The 26,063-nt window shown below is 72.6% G+C and carries 28 protein-coding genes and 1 riboswitch; of the genes, 17 read left to right on the top strand and 11 right to left on the bottom strand.

Annotated elements, in window-relative coordinates; genetic code table 11:
• The 3 genes from KIK05_RS45720 to KIK05_RS45710 all read left to right on the top strand — a co-directional run.
• Positions 1 to 1,077, top strand: a 1,077-nt coding sequence (locus tag KIK05_RS45720) for a glycerol-3-phosphate dehydrogenase/oxidase (RefSeq protein WP_214417209.1), incomplete at its 5' end; no start/stop codon positions are given.
• A gap of 315 nt (positions 1,078 to 1,392) precedes the next feature.
• Positions 1,393 to 2,247 (top strand): sucrase ferredoxin, encoded by an 855-nt coding sequence (locus tag KIK05_RS45715; protein WP_308250430.1) that lies wholly within the window; start codon positions 1,393 to 1,395, stop codon positions 2,245 to 2,247.
• 117 nt (positions 2,248 to 2,364) lie between these two features.
• Positions 2,365 to 2,676, top strand: a complete 312-nt coding sequence (locus KIK05_RS45710) for a WhiB family transcriptional regulator (RefSeq protein WP_093171423.1) — start codon at positions 2,365 to 2,367, stop codon at positions 2,674 to 2,676.
• 148 nt (positions 2,677 to 2,824) lie between these two features.
• On the opposite strand, the gene KIK05_RS45705 is transcribed toward KIK05_RS45710, so the two are convergent.
• The 9 genes from KIK05_RS45705 to KIK05_RS45665 form a co-directional block, all read right to left on the bottom strand.
• Positions 2,825 to 3,481 carry a phosphoribosyltransferase gene (locus KIK05_RS45705; protein WP_214417207.1) on the bottom strand — a complete coding sequence of 219 codons (657 nt, stop codon included), beginning with the start codon at positions 3,479 to 3,481 and terminating at the stop codon, positions 2,825 to 2,827.
• A gap of 208 nt (positions 3,482 to 3,689) precedes the next feature.
• Positions 3,690 to 4,799 (bottom strand): ribosome small subunit-dependent GTPase A, encoded by a 1,110-nt coding sequence (gene rsgA / locus KIK05_RS45700; protein ID WP_214417206.1) that lies wholly within the window; start codon positions 4,797 to 4,799, stop codon positions 3,690 to 3,692.
• A gap of 198 nt (positions 4,800 to 4,997) precedes the next feature.
• Complete coding sequence (locus KIK05_RS45695) at positions 4,998 to 5,774, bottom strand: ABC transporter ATP-binding protein (RefSeq protein WP_214417205.1); 777 nt, start codon at positions 5,772 to 5,774, stop codon at positions 4,998 to 5,000.
• Positions 5,771 to 6,865 carry a FecCD family ABC transporter permease gene (locus KIK05_RS45690; RefSeq protein ID WP_214417204.1) on the bottom strand — a complete coding sequence of 365 codons (1,095 nt, stop codon included), beginning with the start codon at positions 6,863 to 6,865 and terminating at the stop codon, positions 5,771 to 5,773. Before KIK05_RS45690 ends, KIK05_RS45695 begins: the two co-directional genes overlap by 4 nt.
• Position 6,866: 1 nt before the next feature.
• The gene (locus KIK05_RS45685) at positions 6,867 to 7,949 is read right to left on the bottom strand and encodes an ABC transporter substrate-binding protein (protein WP_214417203.1); all 1,083 of its coding nucleotides are present in this window, start codon (positions 7,947 to 7,949) and stop codon (positions 6,867 to 6,869) included.
• A 104-nt stretch (positions 7,950 to 8,053) separates the two neighbouring features.
• Positions 8,054 to 8,644, bottom strand: coding sequence for an MFS transporter (locus KIK05_RS45680; RefSeq protein WP_214417202.1), 591 nt, complete (start codon positions 8,642 to 8,644; stop codon positions 8,054 to 8,056).
• A 144-nt stretch (positions 8,645 to 8,788) separates the two neighbouring features.
• Positions 8,789 to 10,042 carry a serine hydroxymethyltransferase gene (gene glyA / locus KIK05_RS45675; protein ID WP_214417201.1) on the bottom strand — a complete coding sequence of 418 codons (1,254 nt, stop codon included), beginning with the start codon at positions 10,040 to 10,042 and terminating at the stop codon, positions 8,789 to 8,791.
• A gap of 22 nt (positions 10,043 to 10,064) precedes the next feature.
• Positions 10,065 to 10,148, bottom strand: a riboswitch (ZMP/ZTP riboswitch).
• A complete protein-coding gene (locus tag KIK05_RS45670; protein ID WP_250564562.1) occupies positions 10,146 to 11,057 on the bottom strand; it encodes a YihY/virulence factor BrkB family protein in 912 nt (303 codons plus the stop codon). (Overlaps the previous riboswitch by 3 nt.)
• 266 nt (positions 11,058 to 11,323) lie before the next feature.
• On the bottom strand, positions 11,324 to 12,127 hold the full coding sequence (locus KIK05_RS45665) for a TIGR03084 family metal-binding protein (RefSeq protein ID WP_308250429.1): 804 nt from the start codon (positions 12,125 to 12,127) through the stop codon (positions 11,324 to 11,326).
• A 74-nt stretch (positions 12,128 to 12,201) separates the two neighbouring features.
• On the opposite strand from KIK05_RS45665, the gene KIK05_RS48630 reads away from it, so the two are divergent.
• The 14 genes from KIK05_RS48630 (at position 12,202) to KIK05_RS45600 (ending at position 24,275) form a co-directional block, all read left to right on the top strand.
• Positions 12,202 to 12,327: a hypothetical protein gene (locus KIK05_RS48630; protein WP_284681636.1), complete on the top strand. Its 126-nt coding sequence runs from the start codon at positions 12,202 to 12,204 to the stop codon at positions 12,325 to 12,327.
• Positions 12,328 to 12,669: 342 nt separating this feature from the next.
• Entirely contained in the window at positions 12,670 to 14,352 is a 1,683-nt protein-coding gene (locus KIK05_RS45660) for a nitrite/sulfite reductase (RefSeq protein WP_214417199.1), read from the top strand.
• Between the two features lie 37 nt (positions 14,353 to 14,389).
• On the top strand, positions 14,390 to 14,533 hold the full coding sequence (locus KIK05_RS45655; protein WP_214417198.1) for an Insertion element protein: 144 nt from the start codon (positions 14,390 to 14,392) through the stop codon (positions 14,531 to 14,533).
• Between the two features lie 55 nt (positions 14,534 to 14,588).
• Positions 14,589 to 15,320, top strand: coding sequence for a phosphoadenylyl-sulfate reductase (locus KIK05_RS45650; RefSeq protein ID WP_214417197.1), 732 nt, complete (start codon positions 14,589 to 14,591; stop codon positions 15,318 to 15,320).
• Positions 15,302 to 16,237, top strand: coding sequence for a sirohydrochlorin chelatase (locus tag KIK05_RS45645; protein WP_214417196.1), 936 nt, complete (start codon positions 15,302 to 15,304; stop codon positions 16,235 to 16,237). The genes KIK05_RS45650 and KIK05_RS45645 overlap by 19 nt, the downstream gene beginning before the upstream one ends.
• A gap of 173 nt (positions 16,238 to 16,410) precedes the next feature.
• Entirely contained in the window at positions 16,411 to 16,737 is a 327-nt protein-coding gene (locus tag KIK05_RS45640; protein ID WP_250564561.1) for a PadR family transcriptional regulator, read from the top strand.
• Complete coding sequence (locus KIK05_RS45635; protein WP_214417194.1) at positions 16,734 to 17,621, top strand: hypothetical protein; 888 nt, start codon at positions 16,734 to 16,736, stop codon at positions 17,619 to 17,621. Before KIK05_RS45640 ends, KIK05_RS45635 begins: the two co-directional genes overlap by 4 nt.
• Before the next feature lie 33 nt (positions 17,622 to 17,654).
• Positions 17,655 to 18,548, top strand: a complete 894-nt coding sequence (locus KIK05_RS45630; protein WP_214417193.1) for a hypothetical protein — start codon at positions 17,655 to 17,657, stop codon at positions 18,546 to 18,548.
• Between the two features lie 81 nt (positions 18,549 to 18,629).
• Positions 18,630 to 20,381 carry a peptidoglycan-binding domain-containing protein gene (locus KIK05_RS45625; RefSeq protein WP_214417192.1) on the top strand — a complete coding sequence of 584 codons (1,752 nt, stop codon included), beginning with the start codon at positions 18,630 to 18,632 and terminating at the stop codon, positions 20,379 to 20,381.
• Positions 20,374 to 21,054 (top strand): ABC transporter ATP-binding protein, encoded by a 681-nt coding sequence (locus KIK05_RS45620; protein ID WP_214417191.1) that lies wholly within the window; start codon positions 20,374 to 20,376, stop codon positions 21,052 to 21,054. Before KIK05_RS45625 ends, KIK05_RS45620 begins: the two co-directional genes overlap by 8 nt.
• Positions 21,055 to 21,101: 47 nt before the next feature.
• A complete protein-coding gene (locus tag KIK05_RS45615; protein ID WP_214417190.1) occupies positions 21,102 to 22,280 on the top strand; it encodes an ABC transporter permease in 1,179 nt (392 codons plus the stop codon).
• A 229-nt stretch (positions 22,281 to 22,509) separates the two neighbouring features.
• Positions 22,510 to 23,391, top strand: coding sequence for an SPFH domain-containing protein (locus KIK05_RS45610; RefSeq protein WP_214417210.1), 882 nt, complete (start codon positions 22,510 to 22,512; stop codon positions 23,389 to 23,391).
• Positions 23,388 to 23,615 (top strand): type II toxin-antitoxin system antitoxin, encoded by a 228-nt coding sequence (locus KIK05_RS45605; RefSeq protein WP_214417189.1) that lies wholly within the window; start codon positions 23,388 to 23,390, stop codon positions 23,613 to 23,615. The genes KIK05_RS45610 and KIK05_RS45605 overlap by 4 nt, the downstream gene beginning before the upstream one ends.
• A gap of 3 nt (positions 23,616 to 23,618) precedes the next feature.
• A complete protein-coding gene (locus KIK05_RS45600) occupies positions 23,619 to 24,275 on the top strand; it encodes a GOLPH3/VPS74 family protein (RefSeq protein WP_214417188.1) in 657 nt (218 codons plus the stop codon).
• Positions 24,276 to 24,344: 69 nt separating this feature from the next.
• On the opposite strand, the gene KIK05_RS45595 is transcribed toward KIK05_RS45600, so the two are convergent.
• Entirely contained in the window at positions 24,345 to 25,226 is an 882-nt protein-coding gene (locus KIK05_RS45595; protein ID WP_214417187.1) for a DUF1707 SHOCT-like domain-containing protein, read from the bottom strand.
• 55 nt (positions 25,227 to 25,281) lie between these two features.
• On the bottom strand, positions 25,282 to 26,063 hold a 782-nt coding region (locus KIK05_RS45590; RefSeq protein ID WP_214417186.1), incomplete at its 5' end, for a maleylpyruvate isomerase family mycothiol-dependent enzyme.

Raw genomic sequence — 26,063 nt, 5'->3', positions numbered from 1 at the left:
GCCGCCCTGCCCGGCCCTTCGCGCGTGCCCGCCCCGGCGGCCCGCGCCCTGGTCCCCGCGCTGCGCGCCACCGGCCTGCGCGGGGCGCTGGCGTCCTTCGACGGCCGGGTGGTCGACGACGCGCGGCTGGTGGTGGCGGTGGCGAGGACCGCGGCGGCGTACGGCGCGCGGATCCTCACCCGGTGCCGCGCCCTGTCCCTGTCCGGGGACGGCGCCGAGGTCCGCGACGAGCTCGCCGGGGAGACCTTCACGGTCCGCGCCCGCAGGGTGGTCAACGCGACGGGCGTCTGGGCCGGGACGCTGACCACCTCGGTGTCCATGCGGCCCTCCCGCGGCACCCATCTGGTGCTGCGCCCCGGCACGCTGGGGGCGCCGCGCGCCGGGCTGCACGTGCCGATCCCGGGGGAGGGTGCCCGGTTCGTCCTGGTCCTCCCCCAGCCCGACGGGCGCGTCCACGTCGGGCTCACCGACGAGCCGGTGGACGGCCCGATCCCGGACGTCCCCGAGGTGCCCGAGAGCGACGTCCGCTTCCTTCTGGGCGTCCTCAACTCGGTCCTGGACGTTCCCCTCGCCCGTTCCGACGTGGCGGGGGCCTACGCGGGCCTGAGGCCGCTCCTGACGGGCGACGGGCGCACGGCGGACCTTTCCCGAAGGCACGCCGTGGTGGAGGCCTCAGACGGCCTCGTGACGATCGTCGGCGGGAAGCTGACCACCTACCGCCGGATGGCTCAGGACGCCGTCGACAGGGCCTTCCCGGGCGCGCCGGCGAGCCGTACGGCCCGGCTCCCCCTCGTCGGCGCGGGCGCCTCCCCGCGCGACGGCGTCCCGGCCCGGCTGGTGGAGCGCTACGGCTCGGAGGCGGCCGCCGTGCACGAACTGGCCGAGCGGGACCCGGCGCTCGCCGAGACTCTGCCGCTCGGGATCACCCTGGCCGAGCTGGTGTGGGCGGTACGGCACGAGGGGGCGCTCGACGCGGGCGACCTGCTGGACCGCCGTACGCGCCTCGGCCTGGTGGCCGGAGACCGCGCGGCGGCCCTGCCCGCTGCCGAGCGGGTGCTGCGGGAGTACGCGGGCTGAGCCAGGGGCGCTCGCACGCGGCGGGCCCCCCGATCAGTGAGCCGGAGGGCGGTGGCGGCGTCGGTCCCACCGCCGCGCCCGGATAACCCGAAGCGGTGCTCCTCGGCGACCCGAATGGGCGAAATCGCGACGTGACTTATCTCACATAGCGCGAACGCATAGGGATGTGCGAAAGGGACATCCGCAAACCCGGACCCCGGCGCGACTGGCAAGACCTATAAGGTTAGTCTTACCTAAGTGATTAGGGGGAGGAACGGCGTGACGACAGCTCGGGCACGGGGGTGCGACCACCCGGCCGGATGCCACACAGGCGAGGTGCCGACGCTCGCGAGCGCGACCGTCGGCGCGCGATTCTGGCTGCTCATCGAGCATGCCGGGCCATGGGCGTCCCACCTGCCCGAGTGCGACCTGCCCGCCGAGGTCCACGCCCTGATCGACCGCGCCACCCGTCTCGGGGTGCGCCCGCAGCTCATCCGGCGGCCCGGACGCCGCACCGCGACCAAGGGCCCATACCGGGTCATGGTGGCCGACACCACATCGGAGGTCCCGTGGATCGCCGAAGGGGTCTTCGAGGACCTCGGAGATCTTGACCTGGGATCTCTTGTGCGCGGAGTGGTTCCGGAGTCCTGCATACTGGTGAAGGAGCCGGTGTTCCTGGTCTGCACACATGCCAGGCGCAACGCGTGTTGTGCTCGCATTGGTCTTCCCATCGCGCGGGTTTTGAGTGAGAGCCTGCCGGGAAGAGTGTGGGAAACCACTCATGTTGGCGGCGATCGATACGCCGCCAACCTTGTGTGCTTGCCACACGGGCTTTACTACGGCAGCATGTCTCAAGCTGCCGCGATCGCGGTGGCAAACGCGTACCGGCACGGCGAGATCGTTCTCGACCGTTTCCGGGGGCGCGCGGGCATCCCTGAGCCATCGCAGGCCGCCGAGCATTTCGTCCGGGCACATACGGGCGAACTGTCGGTAGGCGGAGTGGCCGTGGAATCCACCAGGTCGGACGGCGACGTCACCGAGGCGGTTGTGCGCCACGGGGAGGTCCGGTTCCGGGTCGTGGTCGAGCGGACGTCGTTCACGCCGTGCGGTATGGCGTGTGCGGACTCGATCACTACTTACAGGCCGGTGGCGCTGGAGCACCTCCAGTGCGGGACACCGGTGCTTACCTGAGGCTCCTGACGGAGCCGGGAACACCACGGACCATCCCCGCGTTGGAACGAGGGACGCCATAAGCGTCCAATGCGGCACAAACACGAAATACCTCTCACTCACCTAAGGTGGTTTCTCATGTCTCAGGTACGTCGGCAGATCGCCCGCCCGCGCCCCAGCTGGGGATGGCAGGATGATGCCGCGTGCCGGGGAGAGGACCTTGTGCTGTTCTTCGGCCCTGACGGCGAGCGTCAGCCGGAGCGCGACATCCGCGAGCGCAAGGCCAAGGCCATCTGCGCCCAGTGCCCTGTCCGTGCGGAGTGCCTCGACTACGCCCTTTCACGCCCCGAGAAGTACGGCACGTGGGGTGGGCTCAACGAGGACGAGCGCGCGTCCGAGCGTCGTCGGCGCATGCGCCGTGCCGCCAGCGCCGGCATCAGTGCTGCCTGAACCTCCACCGGCACATGCCAGTATGATCATGCGGCTTTTCCGCTCCTGAACGCCTCCAGGGCCGAAATTGCCGCATGATCATGCGGGTGACCTTCCCTCCGCGGACGGCCCCCGCGTCCATCGGTAAAAGAAGGCGAAACCCCTCCGTTCACCGCCGCTGCCCCAGCAGGCGGAGGACATCCGCGTCCGACAGCTGGTCGAACTCCGCGTACCACTGTCCGACAGCATGAAAGCCGGGCGGGGTGGCGATCACGACCACCTCGTCCGCCTCGTCGCGGAGCGCGCTGACCGTCCGCGGCGACCCCACCGGCACGGCGAGCACCAGCCGCCGCGGCCGGGCGCTTCTCACCGCGCGCAACGCCGCGCGGGCGGTGCCTCCCGTCGCGAGCCCGTCGTCGACGACGACCACGTCCCTGCCCGCCAGCGGCGGCAACGGACGCTCCCCGCGATAGGCCTCGATCCTTCTGCTGAGCTCCCTGCGCTCGGACTCCACGATCGGCTCCACGTCCGCCTCGGCCAGGCGGAGCCGGGCCATGAACGCCAGGTCGAACACCGGCTCGCCGCCCTCGGCGATCGCGCCCACGCCGAGCTCCGGCTGCCCGGGGTATCCGATCTTCCTCGTCACGAGGACGTCGAACGACGCGCCCAGCCGCTCGGCGATCGGCGCCGCCACGGCGACCCCGCCGCGGGGCAGGGCGAGGATCACGGGATCGGCGAGCCCGATGTCCGCCAGCATCTCCGCGAGCAGGGTGCCCGCCTCCGCCCTGTCGGCGAAGGGCAAGGACACCCGCCGACCAGCGCCCATGCCCCTTTCGTACCCCCCGATCCCCACCGCAAGCCGCACGCCCTCCGTTGACGGCGGCCGGAACCCGGACGGGTGGGTCGCCTGACCGGCGAGGAGCTCCGGCCGCCGCGTCCGGCCGGCCCGGCCCATCCGGGAAACCCGGGCCCGGCAGCGTACGGCCGGACGGGGCGGGGAAGGTTCCCGCCCCGTGCCGCGCTTCCCGTCCGGATCAGGGACGGCTCCGCCCGCGCATGGACTTGTGGATGATCTTCCATCGACGGGTCTCCTCGGCCCGCAGCCGGGCGTCGGAGCGCCGTGCCATCCACGCCGCCTCACGCTGGAGCTTGCGCCAGCTGTCCAGGCGCCGTTCGGGCAGCTCGCCCGACTCCAGGGCCTCGATCACGGCGCACCCCGGCTCGCTCTCGTGGGCGCAGTCGCCGAACCGGCACCGCTCCGCCAGCTCCTCGATGTCGCTGAAGACCAGCTCGACGCCCTGGCTCATCTCGTACAGGCCCACCCTGCGGATGCCCGGCGTGTCGATGACCAGGCCCCCGCCGGCCAGCGGGATCAGCTCGCGGTGCACGGTGGTGTGGCGGCCCCGGCCGTCGCCCGCGCGCACCTGCTGGGTCTCCATCACCTGCTCCCCCGCGAGCGCGTTGACCAGCGTCGACTTGCCGGCGCCCGAGGCGCCGAGGATCACCGCGGTACGTGAGCCGCCGAGGTGGCCGCGCACGACCTCGACCCCCTCGCCGCTGATCGAGCAGACGGCGTGGATGTCGACCCCCGGCGCCACCGCCGCGACGTCGTCGAGCAGGCCGGGAAGGTGGTCTCCCACGAGATCGGATTTGGTGATCAGGACGACCGGCCGCGCCCCGCTCTCCCAGGCGAGGGCGAGCAGCCGTTCGACCCGCCCGAGGTCGGCGAAGTCTGTGGCGTGCAGGGCCGGCTCGGCCACGAACACCACATCGACGTTGGCGGCGAGCACCTGCCCCTGCGAGTCGCCCGACAGGCCGCCCCGGGAGTCGCGGGCGACCCCGCCGCGCACCAGGGCGGTGCGGCGCGGGAGGGTCGTCTCCAGCTCGTAGCGGCCTTCGGGCAGCCACGACAGCGCGGCCCAGTCGCCCACGCAGGGCAGGGCCACCGGATCCTCCGCCGCCGCGCGCCGCAGCGGGGCGGCGTAGCGGGCGACGTGGTGGCCGTCGGCGGCGATGACCTCGGCGGCGCCGCGATCGACGCGGGCCACCCGGGCGGGCACGGTCCCGCCGGGAAGATCGATGGCGAGGGACGCGTCCCAGCCGAGAGAAAGAAGATCGTGATCAGGAGTGATCAACGTTGGCACCCTTCGGGATCGGGTGCCGGTGGCTTCAGCGCGAGGACGACACCCGGGAGGAAATGGACATGGGCATGCTCAGAAAGACCCGCATACTCCTCACCTCCCGGTCGTCGCGGCCGCCTCCCTGTGGAGGCGGCGAAGCCGGGACCACTTTATCGCGGCCCCGGCCACCGTGGGCAACATGTTTTCACGGCTCGCCGCGGATCACCGTTCCGCCAGGGGCTGGGCGGCGTAGGTGACGCGGACGACCCCGTCGGCGTGGCGCGCGGCGTGCGCGCTCACCCCGAAGACGTCGCGCATGATCTCGGGGGTGAGCGCGTCCAGGACCGGCCCGGCGGCCGCCACCCGGCCCCCGTGCAGCACGACGAGGCTGTCGCAGGTCCGCGCCGCGAGGTCCAGATCGTGCAGGACGGCCAGGGTGGTGACGCCGAGCGCGCGGACCAGGTCGAGCAGTTCGAAGCGGGCCCGGATGTCCAGGTGGTTGGTGGGCTCGTCGAGGACCAGCAGCCGGGGCCCCTGGGCCAGCGCGCGGGCCAGCAGCACGCGCTGCCGTTCACCGCCCGACAGGGAGGCGAACAGCCGGTCGGCGAGCCCCCGGGTACCGGTGCGGTCCAGGGCCTCCTCCACGGCCGCGCGGTCCTCCGGCGTGTCCCGGCCGAACATGCCCTGGTGCGGGGTACGGCCGAGGGCCACGACCTCGGCGGCCGTCGCCCCGCCGGCCGCAGCTCCGTCCTGGAGCATGGCGGCGGTACGGCGGGCGGCCCGGCCCGCGGAGAGCCGCCACACGTCGTCGTCCCCCACCCGCACGACGCCCGCCGAGGGGCGCAGCGACCGGTAGACGGTGCGCAGCAGGGTCGACTTGCCGCTGCCGTTCGGCCCCACCAGGCCGACGAACTGGCCGGGTTCGACCGTCAGGCCGACGTCCCGGAGGATCGGGACGCCGCCGAGCTCGGCGCCCACCCGGTCGAGGACGAGTCTCACGAGGCGGTCACGCTCCTGTCCTTGCGCAGCAGCCAGAGGAAGAACGGCGCGCCGAGCGCGGCGGTGAAGATGCCGAGCGGCAGCTCGTTCGGCCGGTCCAGCGTCCGCGACAGCAGGTCCACGGCGACCAGGAAGACCGCCCCGGTCAGCGCCGACAGCGGCAGGAGGCGGCGGTGGTCGGCGCCCGTGGCCAGCCGCACCAGGTGGGGGATCATCAGCCCGACGAAGCCGATGCCGCCGGCGACCGCGATCAGCACGCCGACCAGCAGCGACGAGGCCGCCAGCAGCCCCACGCGGGCCCGTCGCACGTCGACGCCGAGGGCGATCGCCGACTCCTCCCCCGTCACCAGGGCGTTGAGCCGCCCGCCGTAGGCCATCAGGATCACCAGGCAGGTGCCCACGACGGCCGCGACGACGGGGATCTGGGCCCAGGCCGCCCCGGCGACGCTGCCGAGCATCCAGAACATGACGGCCCGCAGTTCGTCGGGGGTGGCCTGCAGCTGGACGTAGCTGGTCGCGGCGAGCAGGACGTACCCCACGGCCACCCCGGCCAGCACCAGCCGGGTCGGGGCCAGGCGGCCGGCCCGCTGCCCGAGGGCGAACACCAGCAGCGCGGCGGCCATCGCCCCGGCGAACGCCGCGGAGGACACGCCCAGCCCGCCCGCCACGCCGCTGCCCAGGGTGAGCACCAGCACCGCGCCGAGGGAGGCGCCGGAGGAGACCCCGAGCACGTAGGGGTCGGCGAGCGGGTTGAGCACCAGCGCCTGGAGCACGACCCCGGCCACCGACAGGCCGGCGCCGGTGAGGGCCGCCAGCAGGACGCGGGGCAGCCGGTACTGCCAGATGATCTGGTCCTGCACCGGGTCCAGGCCGGCGGTGTGCCCGGTGAGGTGCCCGGTGACCACGTCGAAGGACCGGGCGACGGGCACGTCCACCGAGCCGATCCCGGCCGCGACCAGCGCCAGGCCCACCAGGACCGCCGTCAGTACGGCGGCCTGCAGCGGCAGCGGCACGCCGTGCAGCGGGGCCGTGCGGGACACCCCGGCCGGGCGCGTACGGCCGCGCCTGGCCGGTGCCTGCCGGACGGCCATCTCAGAACACCTCCGGGTGGAGGATCCTGGCGATCTTCTCCACGGCGGTGGCGTTGTTCGGCGCCAGGTAGAGCGAGTCGGACAGCACGACGTACCGGCCCCGCTTGGCGGCCTCCCACTGGGGGAACCGCGCGAACAGCTTCCGGGCCGAGGCGTCGGGGTCCGGGTTGTGCCAGTTCATGATGACGACGGCGTCGACCTCGGCGGCGGCGACCTGCTCCTTGCTCAGGTCGGCGAACAGGTTCCGCGTGGCGCCGGCGAAGACGTTCACGGCGCCCGCCTTGGCGAAGATGTCGTTCCAGATGCCGTTGGCGCCGACGGAGCCGAAGTCGGCGGCGCCCATCTGCATGCCGGGGATGATGTACAGCACCTTCGCGGGGGGCCTGCCCGCCACCTTGGCGGCGACGCCGTCGATCTTCCGCTTGGAGGCGGCGATCAGGTCCTCGGCCCGGTCGGACCGGCCGAAGATCTTGCCGAGGTCGCGGAGCATGGCGTAGCTGTCCTCGATCGTCTGACTGCCCTCGACCTTGTTGGGGCCGCCGCACGTCCGCTCCGGCACGTAGGTCGCGGCGCCCGCCTTGTCCAGCTCCTCGCGGGTGGCGTACCCGCCGGAGGCCTCGAAGCCGGTGCCGGAGGTGGAGAGCACGAGGTCCGGGCGCAGACCCAGCATGGCCTCCCGCGGGATGTCGCGCAGGTCGTTGAGTTTGACGCCGCCGGTCGGCAGCGCCGCGATCGCCTCGGCCCGGCCGGGCTCGTCGGAGGCGCCGTACGACTGGGCGTTGGCGATGATCCGGTCGCCCACCCCGAGGGCGAGCAGGGTGGACACCTCGGCCACCGACGCGCCGTTCATCACGACCACCCTGCTGGGCGGCTTGGTGTAGGTGTGCCGCCTGCCGCAGTTGGTGACGGTGACGGGGTACGCACCGGGCGCGGGACTGGAGGTCACGGCAGCGGCGGCGCGGGGGGCGGCGGACGCCCCCGGAGCCGCGGTCGCGCCGCAGGCGGCGGCGGTGAGACATCCGGCCGTCACAAGGACGACCGCGGCGGGGCGTGCTACGCCCCGGAACAGCGGAAATACCGACATGGCAGATTGCTCCACAAAGATCACGAGTACGCCGGCAACCGGAGGGACACGGAGGTCCGTCCGGAAAAGGGGTACGGCGGCGGCTCCCGCCGGCGTCGGAATCGTCAGCGGGAGCTGGTAAGGGAAGGTGTGCGGCCGCGGAGGAGCGATGGCGGGCCGCGGCGGGTGACCTTGTGGCGAAGTGTGGCCGTACGGAGGGCCGGGAGGTCCGTCGGCGGGGCCGCCGGCCGGGCGGCCGGCCCGGGGAGCGGCGTGGTGAGCCAGGTGACGACCAGGCGGGCGGCCCGCGCCCCGAGGCGGCGCAGGACGGCCCACAGCGCGGCCTCGCCCCGGGCGAGCCAGAGCCCGACCAGCAGGGCGGCCCACCCGTGGGCGAGCAGCATGCCGAGGCCCGGCAGCGCCACGGGATGGGGGTGCCCGGAGACGTAGGAGGCGATCGCCTGGGTGTCGTGCGCGGCCGAGAACAGCACGTGCAGGGCCGCCTGAACCGCGGCCAGCAGCGGGGCGATCAGCACCGCCCCCCGCTCGCGCCCGGTCACGGGCAGCGCGGCGGCGAACGCCACGGCCAGGCCGCAGCCCGCGGTGGGGACGGAGACCGTACCCCCCGCGAACACGTGCGCGATCACGCCCAGCGCCAGGCACACGACGGCGAACGCCGTGGTGCGGGCGAGACGGAACCAGAATGCGGCGGCCATAGCGCAAGAATCATGACACGCCACGTCCCCGGCCGTGCCGTCTACCCCCTGGCGGTACCTCGGGCGCCCGAGGGCGAGCACCGCTGGGAAAGACGACGCCGCCGGCCCTCGCGACAGGGCCGGCGGCGTCACCCGATCAAACGGTCAGCTCAGGCCGGGGGCCGGGAACTTGGCGGTGAGCTCGCTGACCTCGCCGTGGACGCGGGCGATGACGTCGTCGGCGTCGCCCTTGGCGAGCGCGGTGACGACCTCGTCCATCCAGGCGCCGATCTGGCGCATCTCGGCCTCGCCCATGCCCCGGCTGGTGATCGACGGCGTACCGATGCGCAGGCCGGACGGGTCGAACGGCTTGCGCGGGTCGAACGGCACGGTGTTGTAGTTGGTCTCCAGACCGGCCCGGTCGAGGGCCTGGGCGGCCGGCTTGCCCGCCACGCCCTTGGAGGTCAGGTCGATCAGGATGAGGTGGTTGTCGGTGCCGCCGGAGACCAGCTCGAACCCGCGCGAGGACAGCTCCTCGGCCAGGACCTTGGCGTTGCGGACGACCTGCTGGGCGTAGGCCTTGAAGTCGTCGGTCGAGGCCTCGCGCAGCGCGACCGCGATCGCCGCCGTGGTGTGGTTGTGCGGGCCGCCCTGCAGCCCCGGGAACACGGCCTTGTTGAGCGCCTTGGCGTGCTCCTCGGAGTCGGCCATCAGCATCGCCCCGCGCGGGCCGCGCAGCGTCTTGTGCGTGGTGGTGGAGATGACGTCGGCGTGCCCGACCGGCGAGGGGTGGGCGCCGCCGGCGATCAGGCCGGCGATGTGGGCGATGTCGGCGGCCAGGATGGCGCCGACCTCACGCGCGATCTCGGCGAAGGCCGGGAAGTCGATCGTGCGCGGGATCGCGGTGCCGCCGCAGAAGATCAGCTTGGGCCGGTGCTCCAGGGCCAGCGCGCGCACCTCGTCCATGTCGATGCGCCCGGTGTCCTGCCGGACGCCGTAGCGCACCGGGGTGAACCACTTGCCGGTGGCCGACACCGACCAGCCGTGCGTGAGGTGGCCGCCGAACGGCAGGCCCATGCCCATCACGGTGTCGCCGGGGTCGAGGAACGCCAGGTAGATGGCGAGGTTGGCCGGTGAGCCGGAGTACGGCTGGACGTTGGCGTGGCCGACGCCGAACAGCGACTTGGCCCGCTCGATGGCGAGGGTCTCGATCTGGTCGATGACCTGCTGACCCTCGTAGTAGCGCTTGCCGGCGTAGCCCTCGGAGTACTTGTTGGTGAGCACGGTCCCGGTGGCCTCCAGGACGGCGCGCGAGACGTAGTTCTCCGACGGGATGAGCTTGACGGTGTCGGCCTGGCGGCGCTCCTCCGCCTTGATCAGCTCGGCGATCTCCGGATCGACGTCTGCAAGAGAACTCATGGCCCTACCCTTCGTTGGCTCCGGCGGGAACCCAGGCGCCCGGCCCCCACCCCCTGTTCGCTCCCCGGTGGTAGCCCCACCCAGACGCGCCAGTCACGTCGGGTTAGACGATAGCGGACTCACCGTTTCTGCTGCCCCCGCCACCCGGCCACAGCCGGTCGAGCTCGGCGTTCAGCATGGCGCCGATGAGCACGGCGAGCGCCGTGATGTACAGCCACAGCAGCACCGCGATCGGCGCCGCCAGCGAGCCGTAGATCGACAGGGGGGAGAACCACGCGGCCAGCACCTCGCGCAGCACCGCCGCGCAGAGGATCCAGATGAGCAGCGCGAGCAGCGCGCCCGGCACCTCGCGCCACCAGCGTGTGCGCACCGGGACGCTCACGTGGTACAGCAGCGTGAGCACCAGCACCGACCCGATGACCACCACCGGCCAGTACAGGATGTTCACCAGCCCGCCGTAGCGGCCGGGCAGCGCGTCGGACAGCAGCGTGGGCCCGATCACCAGCACCGGGATGACGATCAGCCCGATCACCAGCGCCGCCAGGTACAGGCCGAACGACAGGATGCGGGTGCGGATGACCCCGCGCGTCTCCCCCAGGCCGTAGGCGATGGAGATCAGGTCGACGTACACGAACAGCGCCCGCGACCCCGACCAGAGCGCGAGCAGGAACCCCACCGAGATCAGCGAGACCTGGCCGCCTCTGAGGACGTCGTCGAGCAGGGGCCGTACCACCCGGTCGACGGTGTTGCCGGTGAACAGCAGCTCGGCCTGCTTCAGCACCCAGCCCCGGGTCTCGGAGACCGTGCCGGGCCCGAGGACGCCGCTGAGGTGGCCGAGCAGGCCGATCATGCCGAGCACGAACGGCGGCAGCGACAACAGCGCGAAGAACGCCGCCTCTCCGGCGAGGCCGGTGACGCGGTAGTTGAACCCGGCGAGCGTGGTGGCGCGCACGAGGGCCCACAGGCGGGACTCCATGACGCCGATCCAGGTCTTGGACCGGCGGACGGCCGCCATTCGCTCCTCGGCGTGCTCCCTGGCTCTGATCCTTACCAACCTCCAGCGGGATGCCCGGCCCGATGGTCCGGACGACCTGCTCGGAGCGTCGGTGGACGTCATGGCATCCAAAGGTATTCGCAACATGGCCTGTCCCACGACTCCGCCGGGTAACGATCTCGGCTCGTGGCGTCTACCCGTGGGGAAAGGGCCTTATCCGGCGGGCTATTACACAGCCCTCATACTAGCCATTTCGGACTAGTCACAACCTAGGCGACACGCGATCACTACGCCAGGGCCCGCGCGCGCCCGGCCGGGCGGCCGCTGCCGGGCGGGCCCGCGAACGCCTGGGCGACCGACATCCACGTCGCGGCCGTCTCGCCGCGCACGGTGAGAGAGGTGTCGGCGAGGTTGCACCGCTGGGTGACCAGCAGGCAGAAGTCGAGGGCGGGGCCGCTCACCCGGTCGGCGGCGTCCTCCGGGCCCTGCTCCCACGGGGTGCCGTCGGGAAGCGTCAGCTCGACGCGCACCGGCCCGGACGGCGGCTCCATCCCCCGCATCGCGAAGCCGTACGCCATGGCGCGCACGCCCAGCAGCGCCACGTGCCTGAGCCGGACGCTGGGAACGCGGTCGACGCCGAGCGCGTCGGCGACGTCCTGCCCGTGCGCCCACGTCTCCATCAGCCGGGCGGTGACGAAGGAGGCGGCGGACATGTCGGGGCCGTACCACGGCAGCCTCTGGCGGGGATCGAGCCGCTGGAAGGCGTCGAGGCTGCGGGCGCGGGCCGCGTGGAACCAGTCGAGGACCTGCCGCGGGGACAGGTTGCGGGCGGCGACGGCGATCTCGTCCACGGCGCTGTCGCCCCGGGACAGCAGCGCCGGCAGCGCGGCCCGGAAGCCGTCGGGATCGGTGGCCGCGGTGGTGGCGGCGTCGTCGAACCACGCCAGGTGGCTGATCTGGTCGCGTACGGCCCATCCCTCGGCGGGGGTGGGAAGCTCCCAGCTCGCGGGGTCGAGGACGCCGATCATGGCCGTCAGCTCGGCGCTCTCCGCGCGAAGGTCGCTCACCAGCTCTGACATGGAGACGGCCACGTGCACCTCCGTTGTTCGCGCTTCGCCCAGCGTAACCGAGTCATGTTCTGGCGGGACAGGGGAATGTATCGGTGGTGATCTGCGACAAGTGCAAGGACCAGAAGCACGAGGAGTGCCGGGGCGGCTCCTGGTGCGACTGCCAGCACCGGCCGCCCGACGAGCCGCGCGAGCCCTCGCTCTCCTGGCGCCGCCGCGGCTGACCTCGGCGGGCCCCCCGCACCCCCCAGTACAACCCCTGTCCTTTTTGGGCTCGATGTCCAGACTGTGGACCAGTTATTGGACATCAGGCGGACGCGGGGTATCGTTCCCTACATGCCAGCGGATCCGCTTCTCGTCGTGCGACGCCACGTCGACTTCCTGCGTGTCCGCAGTGCCATCTGTTGTGACGCCCGTTGACCGTCGCCCCCTGTTGACCTCTGACAGCATGGGCGCCGCCTGACAGGCGTCTTTTTTCATGCCCCCGCACTCGACGACGAGACGGGAGGCCGCCTGTTGCCGCGCGTCCGTGCGACCTGACGACCATCTTCGGCAAAGGACGCCCCATGACCACCCCGGCCAGGCCTGCGAACCGCCACCACAAGCGCCCGCGAGGCGAAGGCCAGTGGGCCCTCGGTTACCGCGAGCCGCTCAACAAGAACGAAGAGAACAAGAAGAACGACGACGGCCTCAACGTCCGTCAGCGGATCATCGACATCTACTCCAAGGCCGGCTTCGACTCGATCGACCCCGCCGACCTGCGCGGCCGTTTCCGCTGGATGGGCCTCTACACCCAGCGCAAGCCCGGCATCGACGGCGGCAAGACGGCGGTCCTGGAGCCCGAGGAGCTCGACGACCGCTACTTCATGCTGCGCGTGCGCATCGACGGCGGGCAGCTCGACCTGCGGCAGCTGCGCACGATCGCCGACATCGCCAACCGGTACGCCCGCGGCACCGCCGACGTCACCGACCGGCAGAACATCCAGCTCCACTGGATCGACATCGAGTCGGTCCCGGCGATCTGGGAGGCGCTGGAGGCCGTCGGCCTCTCCACCACCGAGGCCTGCGGCGACACCCCGCGCGTCATCATCGGCTGTCCGCTGGCCGGCATCGACGCCGAGGAGGTGATCGACGCCTCCGAGCAGCTCGACGACACCGTCGCCCGCTACATCGGCGACAAGGCGTTCTCCAACCTCCCGCGCAAGTTCAAGACGGCGATGAGCGGCTGCGCGGCGCACTGCACCGTGCACGAGATCAACGACGTCGCCTTCGTCGGGGTCGTGGACGAGCACGGCGAGAAGGGCTTCGACCTGTGGGTGGGCGGCGGCCTGTCCACCAACCCGATGCTCGCCAAGCGCCTCGGCACGTTCGTGCGTCCCGAGCAGGTGCACGAGGTGTGGGCCGGCGTTGTCGGGATCTTCCGCGACTACGGCTACCGCCGGCTCCGCCACCGCGCCCGCCTCAAGTTCCTCGTCCACGACTGGGGTGTCGAGCGGTTCCGCGAGGTGCTCGAGAAGGAGTACCTCGGCTACACGCTGCCGGACGGGCCCGCGCCGGAGCAGCCCCGGGGCGGCCGCCGCGACCACGTCGGCGTGTTCCGGCAGAAGGACGGCAACTTCTACGTCGGCTTCGCGCCCCGGGTGGGCAGGCTCGACGGCGACAAGCTCAACCTGATCGCCGACATCGCCGAGCGGCACGGCTCCCAGCGCGTCCGCACGACGGTCGAGCAGAAGATGGTCATCCTCGACGTCGCCCCCGAGGAGGTCGACGGCGTCGTGGCCGAGCTGGAGGCCGCCGACCTCCAGGTCAGGCCGAGCACCTTCCGGCGTCAGACCATGGCCTGCACGGGCATCGAGTTCTGCAAGCTGGCGATCGTCGAGACCAAGGCCCTGGCCTCCGACCTCATCGACGAGCTGGAGCGCCGCCTGCCGGAGTTCACCGACCCGCTGACGATCAACGTCAACGGCTGCCCGAACTCCTGCGCCCGCATCCAGACCGCCGACATCGGCCTGAAGGGCCAGCTCGTCACCGACGCGAGCGGGCAGCAGGTCGAGGGCTTCCAGATCCACCTCGGCGGGTCCCTCGGGACCAGTGCCGGCTTCGGCCGCAAGGTCCGCGGCCTGAAGGCGACCGCCACCGAGCTTCCCGACTACATCGAACGCGTCCTGACCAACTTCCAGGCTCAGCGGAAGGACGGCGAGGCCTTCGCCGACTGGGTGCAGCGCGCCGAGGAAGCGGACCTCAAGTGAGCACCCGTCCGGCGGGGGCCTCGGGGCGGAGGGGCGCATGAGCGAGCGCGCGGTCCCGTTCCACTGCCCGTACTGCGGCGAAGAGGACCTCGAACCCTACGAGGGCGACGGCTGCTGGTACTGCCGGTCGTGCGCCCGCGCCTTCCGGCTGAAGTTCCTCGGCATAGGCGTGCGCTCATGACCGGCGGCCGGCCCGCGGCGCCCCCACACACTTTGACGAACGAGGTGAACGAGTGATGACGACACTGGTGGACATAGAGACCGGGCTGGAACGCCAGCGCGGCGTGCTGGACCTGCGAAGCATCGTCGAGTCGGCCGCGACGTTCCTCGAGGACGCCTCCGCCCGCGAGATCATCCGCTGGGCGGCCGCGACCTTCGGCGACCGGCTCTGCCTCACCTCCTCCATGAGCGACGCCCTGCTGATCGACCTGGTGAGCAGGGTGAAGCCCGGGGTGGACGTGCTGTTCATCGACACCGGCTACCACTTCGCCGAGACGATCGGCACCCGTGACGCGGTGCAGCAGGTCTACGACGTCAACGTGATCAACGTGAAGCCCTCGCGCACCGTCGAGGAGCAGGACCGCGACCTCGGCCCCCGGCTGCACGGCCGCAACCCCGACCTGTGCTGCTACCTGCGCAAGGTCGAGCCGCTCAACCGCGCGCTGGAGCCGTACCTCGCGTGGATCTCCGGCATCCGCCGCGACGAGTCGCCGACCCGCGCGAACACCAAGGTCGTCGAATGGGACCCCAAGCGCCAGATGGTGAAGATCAACCCCATCGCGCGCTGGACCCAGGACGACGTCGACAACTACATGGCCGACAACGGCGTGCTGATCAACCCGCTGCACTACGACGGCTTCCCCTCGATCGGCTGCGCCCCCTGCACCCGCCGGGTGGCGCCGGGCGAGGACCCTCGCAGCGGCCGCTGGGCGGGCCTGGGCAAGACCGAATGCGGTATCCACCTCTGAACCCCCGCCACGGGCGCGGCGGGGTCCTCGCCGGCGCGCGAGCGGCGGCCCTGCCGCCGCTGGTGGCGGTGGCGCACGGGTCCCGTGACCCCCGCGCCTCCGCCACGGTGGAGGCGCTGGTGGCGGAGGTACGGCTGGCGCGTCCCGAGATCCCGGTCGTGGCGGCCTACCTCGACCACTCCCGCCCCACACTGGCCGAGGCACTGGAGCGCGTGGACGAGAACGTGCTCCCCCGTGTGTTCGCCGACTCGGCGGGCCGCGTGGAGGAGACCGCATTCGCCCGTCCTGTGTCGGCCCATGTGGACGACGTCGACCACCCGACCCGCCTGGACGACCTCGCGTGCCACGCCGTGGTGCTGCCGCTGCTGCTCACCGAGGCCTACCACAGCCGTGTCGACATCCCGGCGGTCGTCGCCGAGGCCCGTGCCGGACGCCCCGGATTGCGGGTGCGCCAGGCAGCCACGCTCGGACCGCACCCGCTGCTGATCACGGCCCTGGAGAGGCGGCTGGCGGAGGCCGGCGTGCCGATCGGCGACCCGGAGACCGCCGTGGTGCTGGTGTCCGCCGGGTCCAGCGACGCCCGCGCCAACGAGGTGATCGCCGGCATGGCCCGCGACTGGGCCCGCTCGCGCGGCTGGCACTCGGTCGTCCCGGCCTACGCCTCCGCCGCCTCCCCCACGCCGGAGCAGGCCGTCCGCCGTGCGCTGGAGGGATGCGAGCGCGTCGTGGTCGCGCCCTATCTGCTCGCCCCCGGGTACTTCGCGGACAAGGTGCGCGGGAACACCCTGGAGGCGGGCGCCCACACGGTCGCCGCCCCTCTCGGCCCGGCCCCCGAGCTCGTCACCGTCCTGCTGGAACGCTACGCCGAGGCCACCGCGGAGCCCTTCGCCCGCCGTCCCGTCCTCAGCGGGGCATAGGGCGCCGCCCCGCAGGGCGACGGCGAGGGTGGCGTCCTTCGGGACGGCGCACCACCCGCAGGGCGACGGCGACGGTGCCGTTCTTCGGGGCGCCGCGCCGCGCGCGGCCTCGCCGAGGCGACCACCCGTCCTCGGCGGGGCGCGGCGGGGCCGCGTCTGTTATGTTCGGCGGCATGCCGAGGGGTTCCGACGAAGTCAGCGAGCCGATGTACTACGTGCTCACCGCGCTCCTCGACGGCCCCCTGCACGGGCACGCGGTCATGAAGGTCGTCGCCGAGCTGTCCGGCGGCCGGGTGAAGCCCTCGGTCGGCACCCTGTACGGCATCCTCGAACGCCTCAACGACCGCGGGCTCATCGCCGTCGACCGCGAGGAGACCGTCAACGGCCGCAGCCGCCGCTACTTCCGCATCTCCGAGACGGGCCAGAGCGTGCTGGAGGCCGAGGCGCGGCGGATGCAGCAGGCGGCGGCCCTGGTGATCAAGCGCACCAGCTACGCATGACCCCGCTCGAGCGCCGCTACCGGCGGCTGCTGCTGGCCTACCCGCGCGCCTACCGGGCGGCGCACGGCCAGGAACTGCTCGGGGTCCTGCTCGACTGCGCCGACCCCGGCCGTACGGCGCCCGACGTCCGGGAGGCGGCGGGGCTGCTGGCGGGCGGGGTGCGGGAGCGGCTCCGGCACGCGGCGCGGGGCGTCCCCTGGCGGGACGGGCTCCACCTCGGGCTCACCGCCGTCATGGTCACGCAGCTGGCGGTCCTGCTGCCGTACGCCCGGGACATCCCGGTGTGGGTCGCTCTCTCGGCGCTGGCGCTGCTCGCCGCCCTGCGCGGCCGGGTCGGACTCGCGTTGCCGCCGGCACTGCTCACCGGCCTGAAGGCGATCGCCGTCGCGAGCGGCCTGCAGCCGTTCGACGTGACCCTCCTGCCGGTGTACCCGGGGTTCCTCACCTCCGATCCGCTGTTCGTGACGCGCGGACCGGGTTCTCTGGCGATGGAGTACGGGCTCACCTGCTGCGGGCTGCTGGTGCTGGCCGTCGGGGGCGGCGGGTCGCGGGCGAGGTCCTGGTGGTGGGCGGCCGCTGTACCGCTCGCCGCCTGGGCGGGGCCGGTGTGGCCGGCGGTGGGCAGGCCCGCGCCGGTCGGGCTCGGCCGCATGGCGCTGGAGCTGGGCGTGCTGTGCCTGGCGGTGTGGGCGGCGCGGCTGGCCCGCGACCCGCGCTGGGCGCTCGCGGCGGCCGTCTATCTGCTGGCCGTCACGGCACGGCTCGGCGAGCATCTCACCACCCTGACCTCCCGGCATCTGGCCTACTGGGGGCTGCTCGCCCTGCTGACCGCGGCGACCGCCGTGATCTCGTACGACCGTCGGCGCGGGCCTGTTCTCGATTGACCATACTCCGTTGAACGGAGTATGGTCCTCCGCATGCCCAAGAGATCATTGCTGACTCTGGCCGCGTTCGTCGTGCTCACCGGATGCGGAACCGGGACCGGCGCGACCGCGCGCCCGTCCGCCACGCCCAGCGCGACGGGCGGGCAGAGCCACGAGCACAAATTCCAGGCACTGAAAGCCGACTGCATGAAGGAGAAGGGCTTCAAGTACGTCGCCTATGTCCCTTCGCCGGTGTCCGGCCAGTCCTCCGAGGACGACGAACACTGGAGCGGCGACTACGCGGCGATGAAGGCCCATCGCGCCAAGTACGGTTTCGGCGTCTTCTCCACCATCGTCTACGCCAGGGAGATGCGCGGGGCCGGCGCGGACGGCGCGTCCGCGAATCCGAACTTCGCCATCATCAGGGACCTCTCCCCGGACCAGCAGGAGGCCTACACCAAGGCGGGCAACGCGTGCGACGTCCAGGTGATCAAGAAGCTCACCGGGAAGACGGTGAAGTCCAGGCACGAGGCGGCCGAGAAGAAGAACAAGCTGATCGAACAGACCACGGCCCGGCAACTCGACGGCGACCCGAAGCTCGTCCAACTGGCCTCGGCCATGGCGGACTGCCTCACGCGCAAGGGCTATCAGGTGACCACGACCAACCCACTGGCGATGGCGTACTGGGGCGCCAAGAAGTTCGGGAAAGAGATGCACGACCTCGCCAGACAGGAGGACAAGGGCATCCCCGAGTACCAGCCGACCCAGACGGGGATGGGCTACTACATCCCCCACCTCAAGCCCGATGTCGCCCGGCCCTACCTCGACAAAGAGATCAAGGTGGCGCTCGACGACCTCGAATGCGGCAAGGACTTCTACGCCGCCTTCATGCCGAAGTCCACCGAGATCACGATGCGGATCGAGGAGCAGTACGGAGACGCCGGCTAGGCCCGTTTCCGCCCACTCCGTACCGACGAGGGGGAACGTCGATCAACGCCCTCCCCCGACCCCATCCCCACGAGAGTCCCCATGAGATCCCCACGCAGGCTCCTGCTGGCCGTGGTCGCGGGCGTCCTGGTCATCGCGGCCGCCGGCTGGGCGGTCGGCACCCGGTTGCGCTCCCCCGCCGACGAGGCCGCGCTGCGCAAGCCACCCGAACCGTCCCTGGTCACCGCGCCCGTCGAGCTCACCAGGCTGGTCAGCACCGTCGTGGTCAGCGGCACCCTGGAGTACGGCTCACCGGTCCCCGTCATGCTGGCGGGCGTCGTCGGCGGGGCCGACCCGCTTCAGCGGGCCACCCGCGCGCCCAGGCCGGGCAGGATCAAGGAGGGCGCGGTGATCATGGAGGTCAACGGCCGTCCGGTGATCGCTCTGGCCGGCACCGTGCCGATGCACCGCACGATCACTCCCGGCGCCGAAGGCGCCGACGTCCGGCAACTGCAGAAGGCGCTGCGCCGGCTCGGCCATCAGATCCCGGTCACGGGCGTGTTCGACCAGGCCACGGTCGCCGCGGTCACCAGGTTCTACGCCCGGAAGGGGTACCAGGCGCAGCAGCCCACCCTGGAGGCCCGGCAGCAGCTCGGGACGCTGCGCAAGGCCGTCCGTACGGCGCGGGAGACGCTCGCGACCGAGCAGAAGGCCCTCGACGAGGGACGCGACGTGCTGCCGCTCAAGATCAAGGCCAGGAACGCCAGGACCGACCTGAAGATCGCGGAGAAGGCCCTGCGGGAGGCCGAGGCCGAGGAGCTCACCCCCGAGGACGAGGCGAAGCTGGACGCGGCGGAGGCGGCCGTGCGCGACGCCGAGGAGAAGCTGGCGGAGGCCCGGCGCGAGCTCGACCAGGCCAGGCGGGAGACCGCCCCGCCCGCCACCCCCGGCGCCACGCCCGCCCCGAAGCCCACCGCCGACGTCGGGCTGCTGGAGCTGAAGGTCGCAGGCGCCGAGGCCGCGCTGGACGCCGCGCGCCGGGCCCTGGTCCGGACCCGGGAGGAGATCGGCACCGCGCGGGAGAAGCGGCTGGAGACGCTGCGCAAGGCCGTGCGTGACGGCCGGGAGGCGCTGGCCGCCGCCGAGCAGGCGCTGCGCCAGGCTCGGCGGCTCTCGCCGGAGCGGCTGAAGGTGGCCGACGCGAAGACCGACCTGGCGGAGGCGAACGCGCTGCTCGCCGAGTTCCGGCGGACGTACGGGACGGCGATCCCGCCGGGCGAGCTGGTCTTCCTCCCCAAGCTCCCCGCCCGCCTGCAGACGTCCCGCGTCAGGGCGGGCGAGACGGTCGACAAGGCGGTCGCCACCGTCACCAGCTCGTCCTTCGCGGTGCCGGGGTCGGTGGACGCCACGGAGAGCCGCCTGCTGAAGGAAGGCCTCAAAGCGGTCATCGAGACCGACTCGGGCAAGACCTTCCCCGCCACCCTGACCGCCGTGGGCGAGAAGGCCAGGCCGGCGGACGCGGAGTCAGGTGGCAAGGGGGCCAAGGACGGCGGTGAGGCGCAGCCGGGATCCGAGCCCGTCCTGATCACGCCGAGTTCGATGAAGGGCCTGAAGAGCCTGTCCGGCACGACGGTGACCGCCCGGGTGACCGTCGGGGCGACCGACGGCGAGGTGCTGGTCGTCCCGGTCGCCGCGGTGATCACCGCGGCGGACGGCCGGCCGCGCGTGCAGGTCGAGGTCGCGCCGGACCGGACCAAGGAGGTCGAGGTCCGCACGGGGCTCACCGCCGACGGCAAGGTCCAGGTCACCGGCCCCCTGAAGGCGGGCGACCGGGTGGTGGTCGGCGATGCGTGAGACGCCGGTGATCGAGCTGGAGGGGGTCGGGAAGGAGTTTCCCGCCGAGCCGCCGGTGCAGGCCTTGCGGGAGGTGTGGCTGCGGGTCGAGCGGTCGGACCACCTGGCGATCGTGGGGCCGTCCGGGTCGGGGAAGTCGACCCTGCTCAACGTGCTCGGGCTGCTCGACAGGCCGTCCTCGGGCGGCTACCGGCTCGACGGGATCGAGACCACGGCGCTCCGGGACGGCGCCAGGACGCGGCTGCGCGGCAGCCGGATCGGGTTCGTGTTCCAGGCCTTCCACCTGCTGGCGCACCGCACCGTGCTGGAGAACGTGATGCTCGCCGAGCTGTACCACGGCGGGCGGTCCAGGCGTACACGCCGTGAGCGGGCCCTGGCCGCGCTGGAGCGGGTGGGGCTCGGGCATCGCGTCGGCTTCCGGCCGGACCGGTTGTCCGGCGGGGAACGGCAGCGGGCGGCGATCGCCCGCGCGCTGCTCGGCGAGCCGTCCCTGCTGCTGTGCGACGAGCCGACGGGCAACCTCGACAGCCGCAACACCGGCGCGGTCCTGGACCTGTTCGACGAGTTGCGCGAGCAGGGCCTGACGATCGTGGTCATCACACACGAGACCGAGGTGAGCGACCGTGCCGCCCGCAGGGCCAGGATCACCGACGGCGTCCTGGTGGAGGAATGACGTGCGGGAACCGTCCGCGGTCGGCCGTGTCCCGGTGAAGGAGCGACGTGGACGTCCGTGATCTGACGAACGAGGCCATGGCGGGCATCCTGGCCCGTCCGGTGCGGTCGGCGTTGACCACGCTCGGCACCGTGCTCGGCATCACCACGCTGGTCGTCACGCTCGGCGTGGCGGCGACGGCGGGCAACCAGATCGTCGGCAGGTTCGACGAGCTCACCGCCACGGCCATCACCGTCGAGGTGCCCGAGCAGGACGACCGGCCGCTCGTCCCGTGGGACGCCGTGGGCGAGGTGACCAGGTTGCGCGGGACGGCCTCCGCCGCGGCGCTGGCGCAGAACGACAAGAGCGCCAACCAGATCGTGCGGTCGAACGACCTGGTCGATCCGACCAGGGTGACCGGGCAGACCCTCACCGTGGTCGCCGCCTCCCCCACCCTGCCGGAGGCGGCGCGCGGGCGCATGGTCCAGGGCCGCTTCTTCGACGCCGGGCACGTGGCACGCGCCGACGAGGTGGTGGTGCTCGGCGAGCAGGCGGCGAGGATGCTCGGCGTCACCCGCCTCGACCGGGCGCCCGCGGTGTTCGTCGGCGGGCACGCCTACACCGTGATCGGCATCCTCGGGGAGCTGCGCCGCGAGCGCGAGCTCGGCACCGCGGTGATCGTCCCGCCCACGGTCGGACGGCGCTTCGGGCTGCGCCAGGTGACCCGGGTGCTGGTCAACACCACGCTCGGCGCGGCCGAGCTCATCGCCAGGCAGGCGCCCGCCGCGCTCAGCCCCGGCGACCAGGGCATGCTCCGGGTGACCAGCCCGGCGAGCCCGACGCGCGCCCGCGACGCCGTGCAGAGCGACGTCAACGCGCTGTTCCTCATCCTCGGCCTGGTCTCGCTCGTCGTGGGCGCCGTCGGCATCGCCAACGTCACGCTGGTCACGGTCATGGAACGCATCTCGGAGATCGGCCTGCGCCGGGCCCTGGGAGCCGCTCGCAGGCACATCGCCGCGCAGTTCCTCCTGGAGTCCACGCTCATCGGCACCACGGGCGGGGTGATCGGGGCGAGTCTCGGCGTGGTGGCCATCGTCGCGGTGTCGGCGGTGAAGGACTGGACGCCCGTCCTGGACGTCGGCCTTGCCGCGGCCGCCCCCGCGGCGGGCGCCGTGGTCGGCCTGCTGGCCGGCCTGTACCCGTCCCTGCGCGCCGCCCGCATGGAGCCGGTCGACGCGCTGCGGTAACCACCAGGACCGACCTCCACCAGTCGCCCGTACCCCACGTCGCCGGCCAGGTCACCAGCACACCACCCGGACCACCCCCCGGCGGGCGTGCCCTGGTGTGCGGTGCCGGCCGGGCGGTCCGGGCAAGGGCTTGAAAAGTGATATCACTTTGCTATGGTTGTGCCATTACCTGGTCAAGCCTTGGGAAACGGAGCAACCGGTGGAGAAGATCGATGATGTCGTCGTCGCGATGCCCGCGGCGCAGGTGAGCGAGCGGCGTCCCGCCAACGTGTCGGGCTGGCCGATGCTGGGGCTGGCGCTCCTGGCCGTGATCGGAGGCCTCGTGCTGCTCAGCCGGGCCACCGAGATGGAGTCCCCCGCCCTGGCCGTGGCGGGGATCGTCGTGCTGTTCGTCGCGCTCCTGCTGTTCAGCGGGCTGATCGCGATCGCCCCCGGCGAGGCCAGGGTCGTCCAGCTCCTCGGCCGCTACCTCGGCACGGTCCGCACCGACGGGCTACGGTGGGTGGTGCCCTTCACCCAGCGGCGCCGCATCTCCACCCGCATCCGCAACCACGAGACCGACGTCGCCAAGGTCAACGACGCCGACGGCAACCCCATCGAGATGGCGGCGGTCGTGGTCTGGCAGGTCGAGGACACCGCCAAGGCGGTGTTCGAGGTCGACGACTTCGCGGAGTTCGTCGCCATCCAGACCGAGACGGCGGTCCGCCACATCGCGGGCAGCTACCCCTACGACTCCCACGAGCAGGGCCGGCTGTCGCTGCGCGACAACGCCGACGAGATCACCGCGAAGCTGTCGGCCGAGATCGCCCTGCGCGTGTCCTCGGCGGGCGTCCGGGTCATCGAGTCCCGCATCACCCGCCTGTCGTACGCGCCGGAGATCGCCCAGGCCATGCTCCGCCGCCAGCAGGCCGGCGCCGTCGTGGCCGCCCGGCAGCAGATCGTCGAGGGCGCGGTCGGCATGGTCGAGGCCGCCCTGCACCGGCTCGACGCGGCCGACGTCGTCGACCTGGACGACGAGCGCAAGGCGGCCATGGTCAGCAACCTGCTGGTCGTGCTGTGCGGTGACCGCGACGTGCAGCCGGTCGTCAACACCGGCTCCCTGTACCAGTGAGCGAGCGGAAGAAGATACTTCTGCGGCTCGACCCGGCCGTCCACGACGCGATCGCGCGCTGGGCGGGCGACGAGCTCCGCAGCACCAACGCCCAGATCGAGTTCCTGCTCCGCCGGGCGCTGGCCGCCGCCGGCCGGCTCCCCGGCGACGTGGGAGGCCTGCCGAAACGCGGCCGTCCCCCGAAGGACGGCGACGACAAGACCGGCGACGACCAAGAGGAGTGACCGGTGGACCTGCCCCAGACCCTGCCCGAGCGGCTTTACCTGCTCGCCTACGACACCGAGAATCGGCGGATGACCGCGCGTCTGCACCTGGGCTACCTGATGCGGGCGGCCATCCTGGCCGAGCTGCTACTCCAGGGCCACCTGGAGGACGCCGCGCGCGGGCCGGCCGCCCGCACCCGATCGGTCCCCGATCCCCTGCTCGACGCCGTCCTCCAGCAGATCGCCGGCTCCAGGCGGCGCAGCTGGCAGCACTGGGTGAGCAAGGGGTCGGGCACGGCCGCGCGGATGGTACGCGACGAGCTGGCGGCCCGCGGCTGGATCCGGATCGAGAGCCGCCGCCTCCTCGGCGTCTTCCCCACGGCCAAGGTCACCGTCCGCGACACCCGTGTGGTGAAGAGCCTGGCCGGCAAGGTGTCCCGGGCGGTACGGGGCGCGGAGCCGGCCTCACGGGTGGATCCGAGGGATGCCGCCCTGGCGGCCCTGGCCGCTACGACGCGGCTCAGGACCGTCCTGTCCCGCGCCCACTGGCGGGCCTACCGCGACCGCACCGGCACCCTCGGCGAGGTGATCGCCCCGGTGCCGAAGGCGCTGCACAAGGCCCTGCAGTCGGCCGAGATCGAGAGCGCGAGCATCGCCTCCCACGCGGCCTACGGCTCCTGACCCGCACGGCGGGACCTGCCCGGGCCGCCACGGGCGCGGGCCGTCCACGCCATCACTCCAGGACGGCCGCTAGGGGCGCGGGTCGTCCTGGGGGTAGGGCGGATAGGGCGGGCCGCCGCGCCGGGCGTCCCTCTCGGCCCGGCGCCACTCGCGGCGCTCCTGGCGCAGGGCGTCGCGCTGCTCGCGGATCGCGTCGTGATGGGCACGGTACAGGTCGTGACGCGACTCGCGCATGGCGCGGTGCAGGTCGTGACGCGACTCGCGGATGGCCCGCATGCCCTCGCGGGCGTCCTGCCGGATCTCGGCCCGCCGCTCCTGCCACCACTCGCTCCAGGCGAACAACCCGCGCTTGATCGGCTCGGCCCGGGAGTCTCCGATGATCTTCACGTCGCCCATCACGACGTACGCCCGCACCCGCACCACCGGGACGTTCTGCCCGGGCGGCGCCTCCAGGACGTCGACCTTCTTGTCGCCCATGATGGCCATGCCGCTCAGGTCGACGTCGACGCCGTCCGGCACGATGATCTTGATGTCGCCCATCACGCACGTGGCGACGATGTCGACCTCGTTGGAGCGCACCTCGGCCTCGCGCAGGTCGATCGTCACGTCGCCCATGACCGCGACCGCGCCGATCTCCTGGTCGACCCGCCACTTGCCGCGCCGCTTGGTGTCGCCCATCACGGCGACGTACCAGCGCCGGGCCCTCCCCATGGGAGCAGGCGGGGCCGGCCGGTACGCGGGCGGGGCGGACTCGGGCGCGAAGGCCGGGCCACCGGGCAGATCGGCGGTGATCTGGGCGAGCTCGGCGTGGGTGACGGCGAGGTAGGCCGCCTCGGTGCGCTCGGTCAGCTCCGACAGGGTCAGGCGTCCATCCACGGAGGCCTGCCTGAGGCGTTCGACCACGGCCTCGCGCTCGGCGTCCGAGGCCCGCATCCCACCCGCATCGTTCATGCCCCGAATCTACTGCCAACCGCCCCTGTCAGCCGATCCCCCTCAGGAAGGAACATCACGGCCCCGAAAGGGCGGGGGCGGCCGCCAGCACCTCGGCGGCCAGGGCCGCGTCGCCCCGGATGCCGGCGGGGAAGTCCGACGGCGTCCTCCGGCCGCCGAGCAGGAAGCACAGGTCGACCGTTTCGCAGGCGATCTCGGCGTCGACCGGCGAGCCGTCGTCGGGGACGGCGACGCGGCCGACGTCGAGCGGAACGTGCCACGACCCTCCACCCGGCCCCGTCAGGACGAGCCGGACCGCGCGGCCGGCCCCGTCGGCGCCGGAGAGCAGCATCGTCCACGGGAGCAGGCGGGCGCAGAAGTCGGCCACGGGGTGGATGTGCTCGGCGAGCGGCAGGGGAAGGCCCAGGCCCATCACCGTCGCCGCGTCGTCGGTGTGGATCCAGGTCTCCAGCATGCGCCCCAGCAGGTGGTCGCCCACGGGGAAGGCCACGCCGCCGAGCGTGACCGGCGTCGAGGCGTCCAGCTCCGCGACGCGCGCACAGATCGCCTCGGCCTGCCCGCGCCAGCCGGCGCGCATCTCCTCCGGTGAGCGGCCGCGCGCGTACTCGATCAGCTCGGCGGTCCGGGCCGGGACGTCGGACGTCACGGGGGGCGGACCGGCCGGCGGCGCGCCCACCTCGACGGCGAGCAGGCTGTCGGTGGCGGCGAGATGGCCGACGAGTTCCCGCAGCGTCCAGCCTTCGACGATCGTCCGTGACCAGTCGGCCGGGGTGGCGCCGGCGAGCAGGGCGTCCATGGCGGCGACCCGCGCCGCGTACGGCGCGGCGAACGTGGCCG

Origin of the sequence: Sphaerisporangium fuscum (assembly GCF_018531465.1) — a bacterium.
Taxonomy (GTDB): domain Bacteria; phylum Actinomycetota; class Actinomycetes; order Streptosporangiales; family Streptosporangiaceae; genus Sphaerisporangium; species Sphaerisporangium fuscum.
The sequence above is the reverse complement of the archived record's forward strand: the minus strand, read 5'-3'. Positions and strand labels throughout refer to the sequence as shown.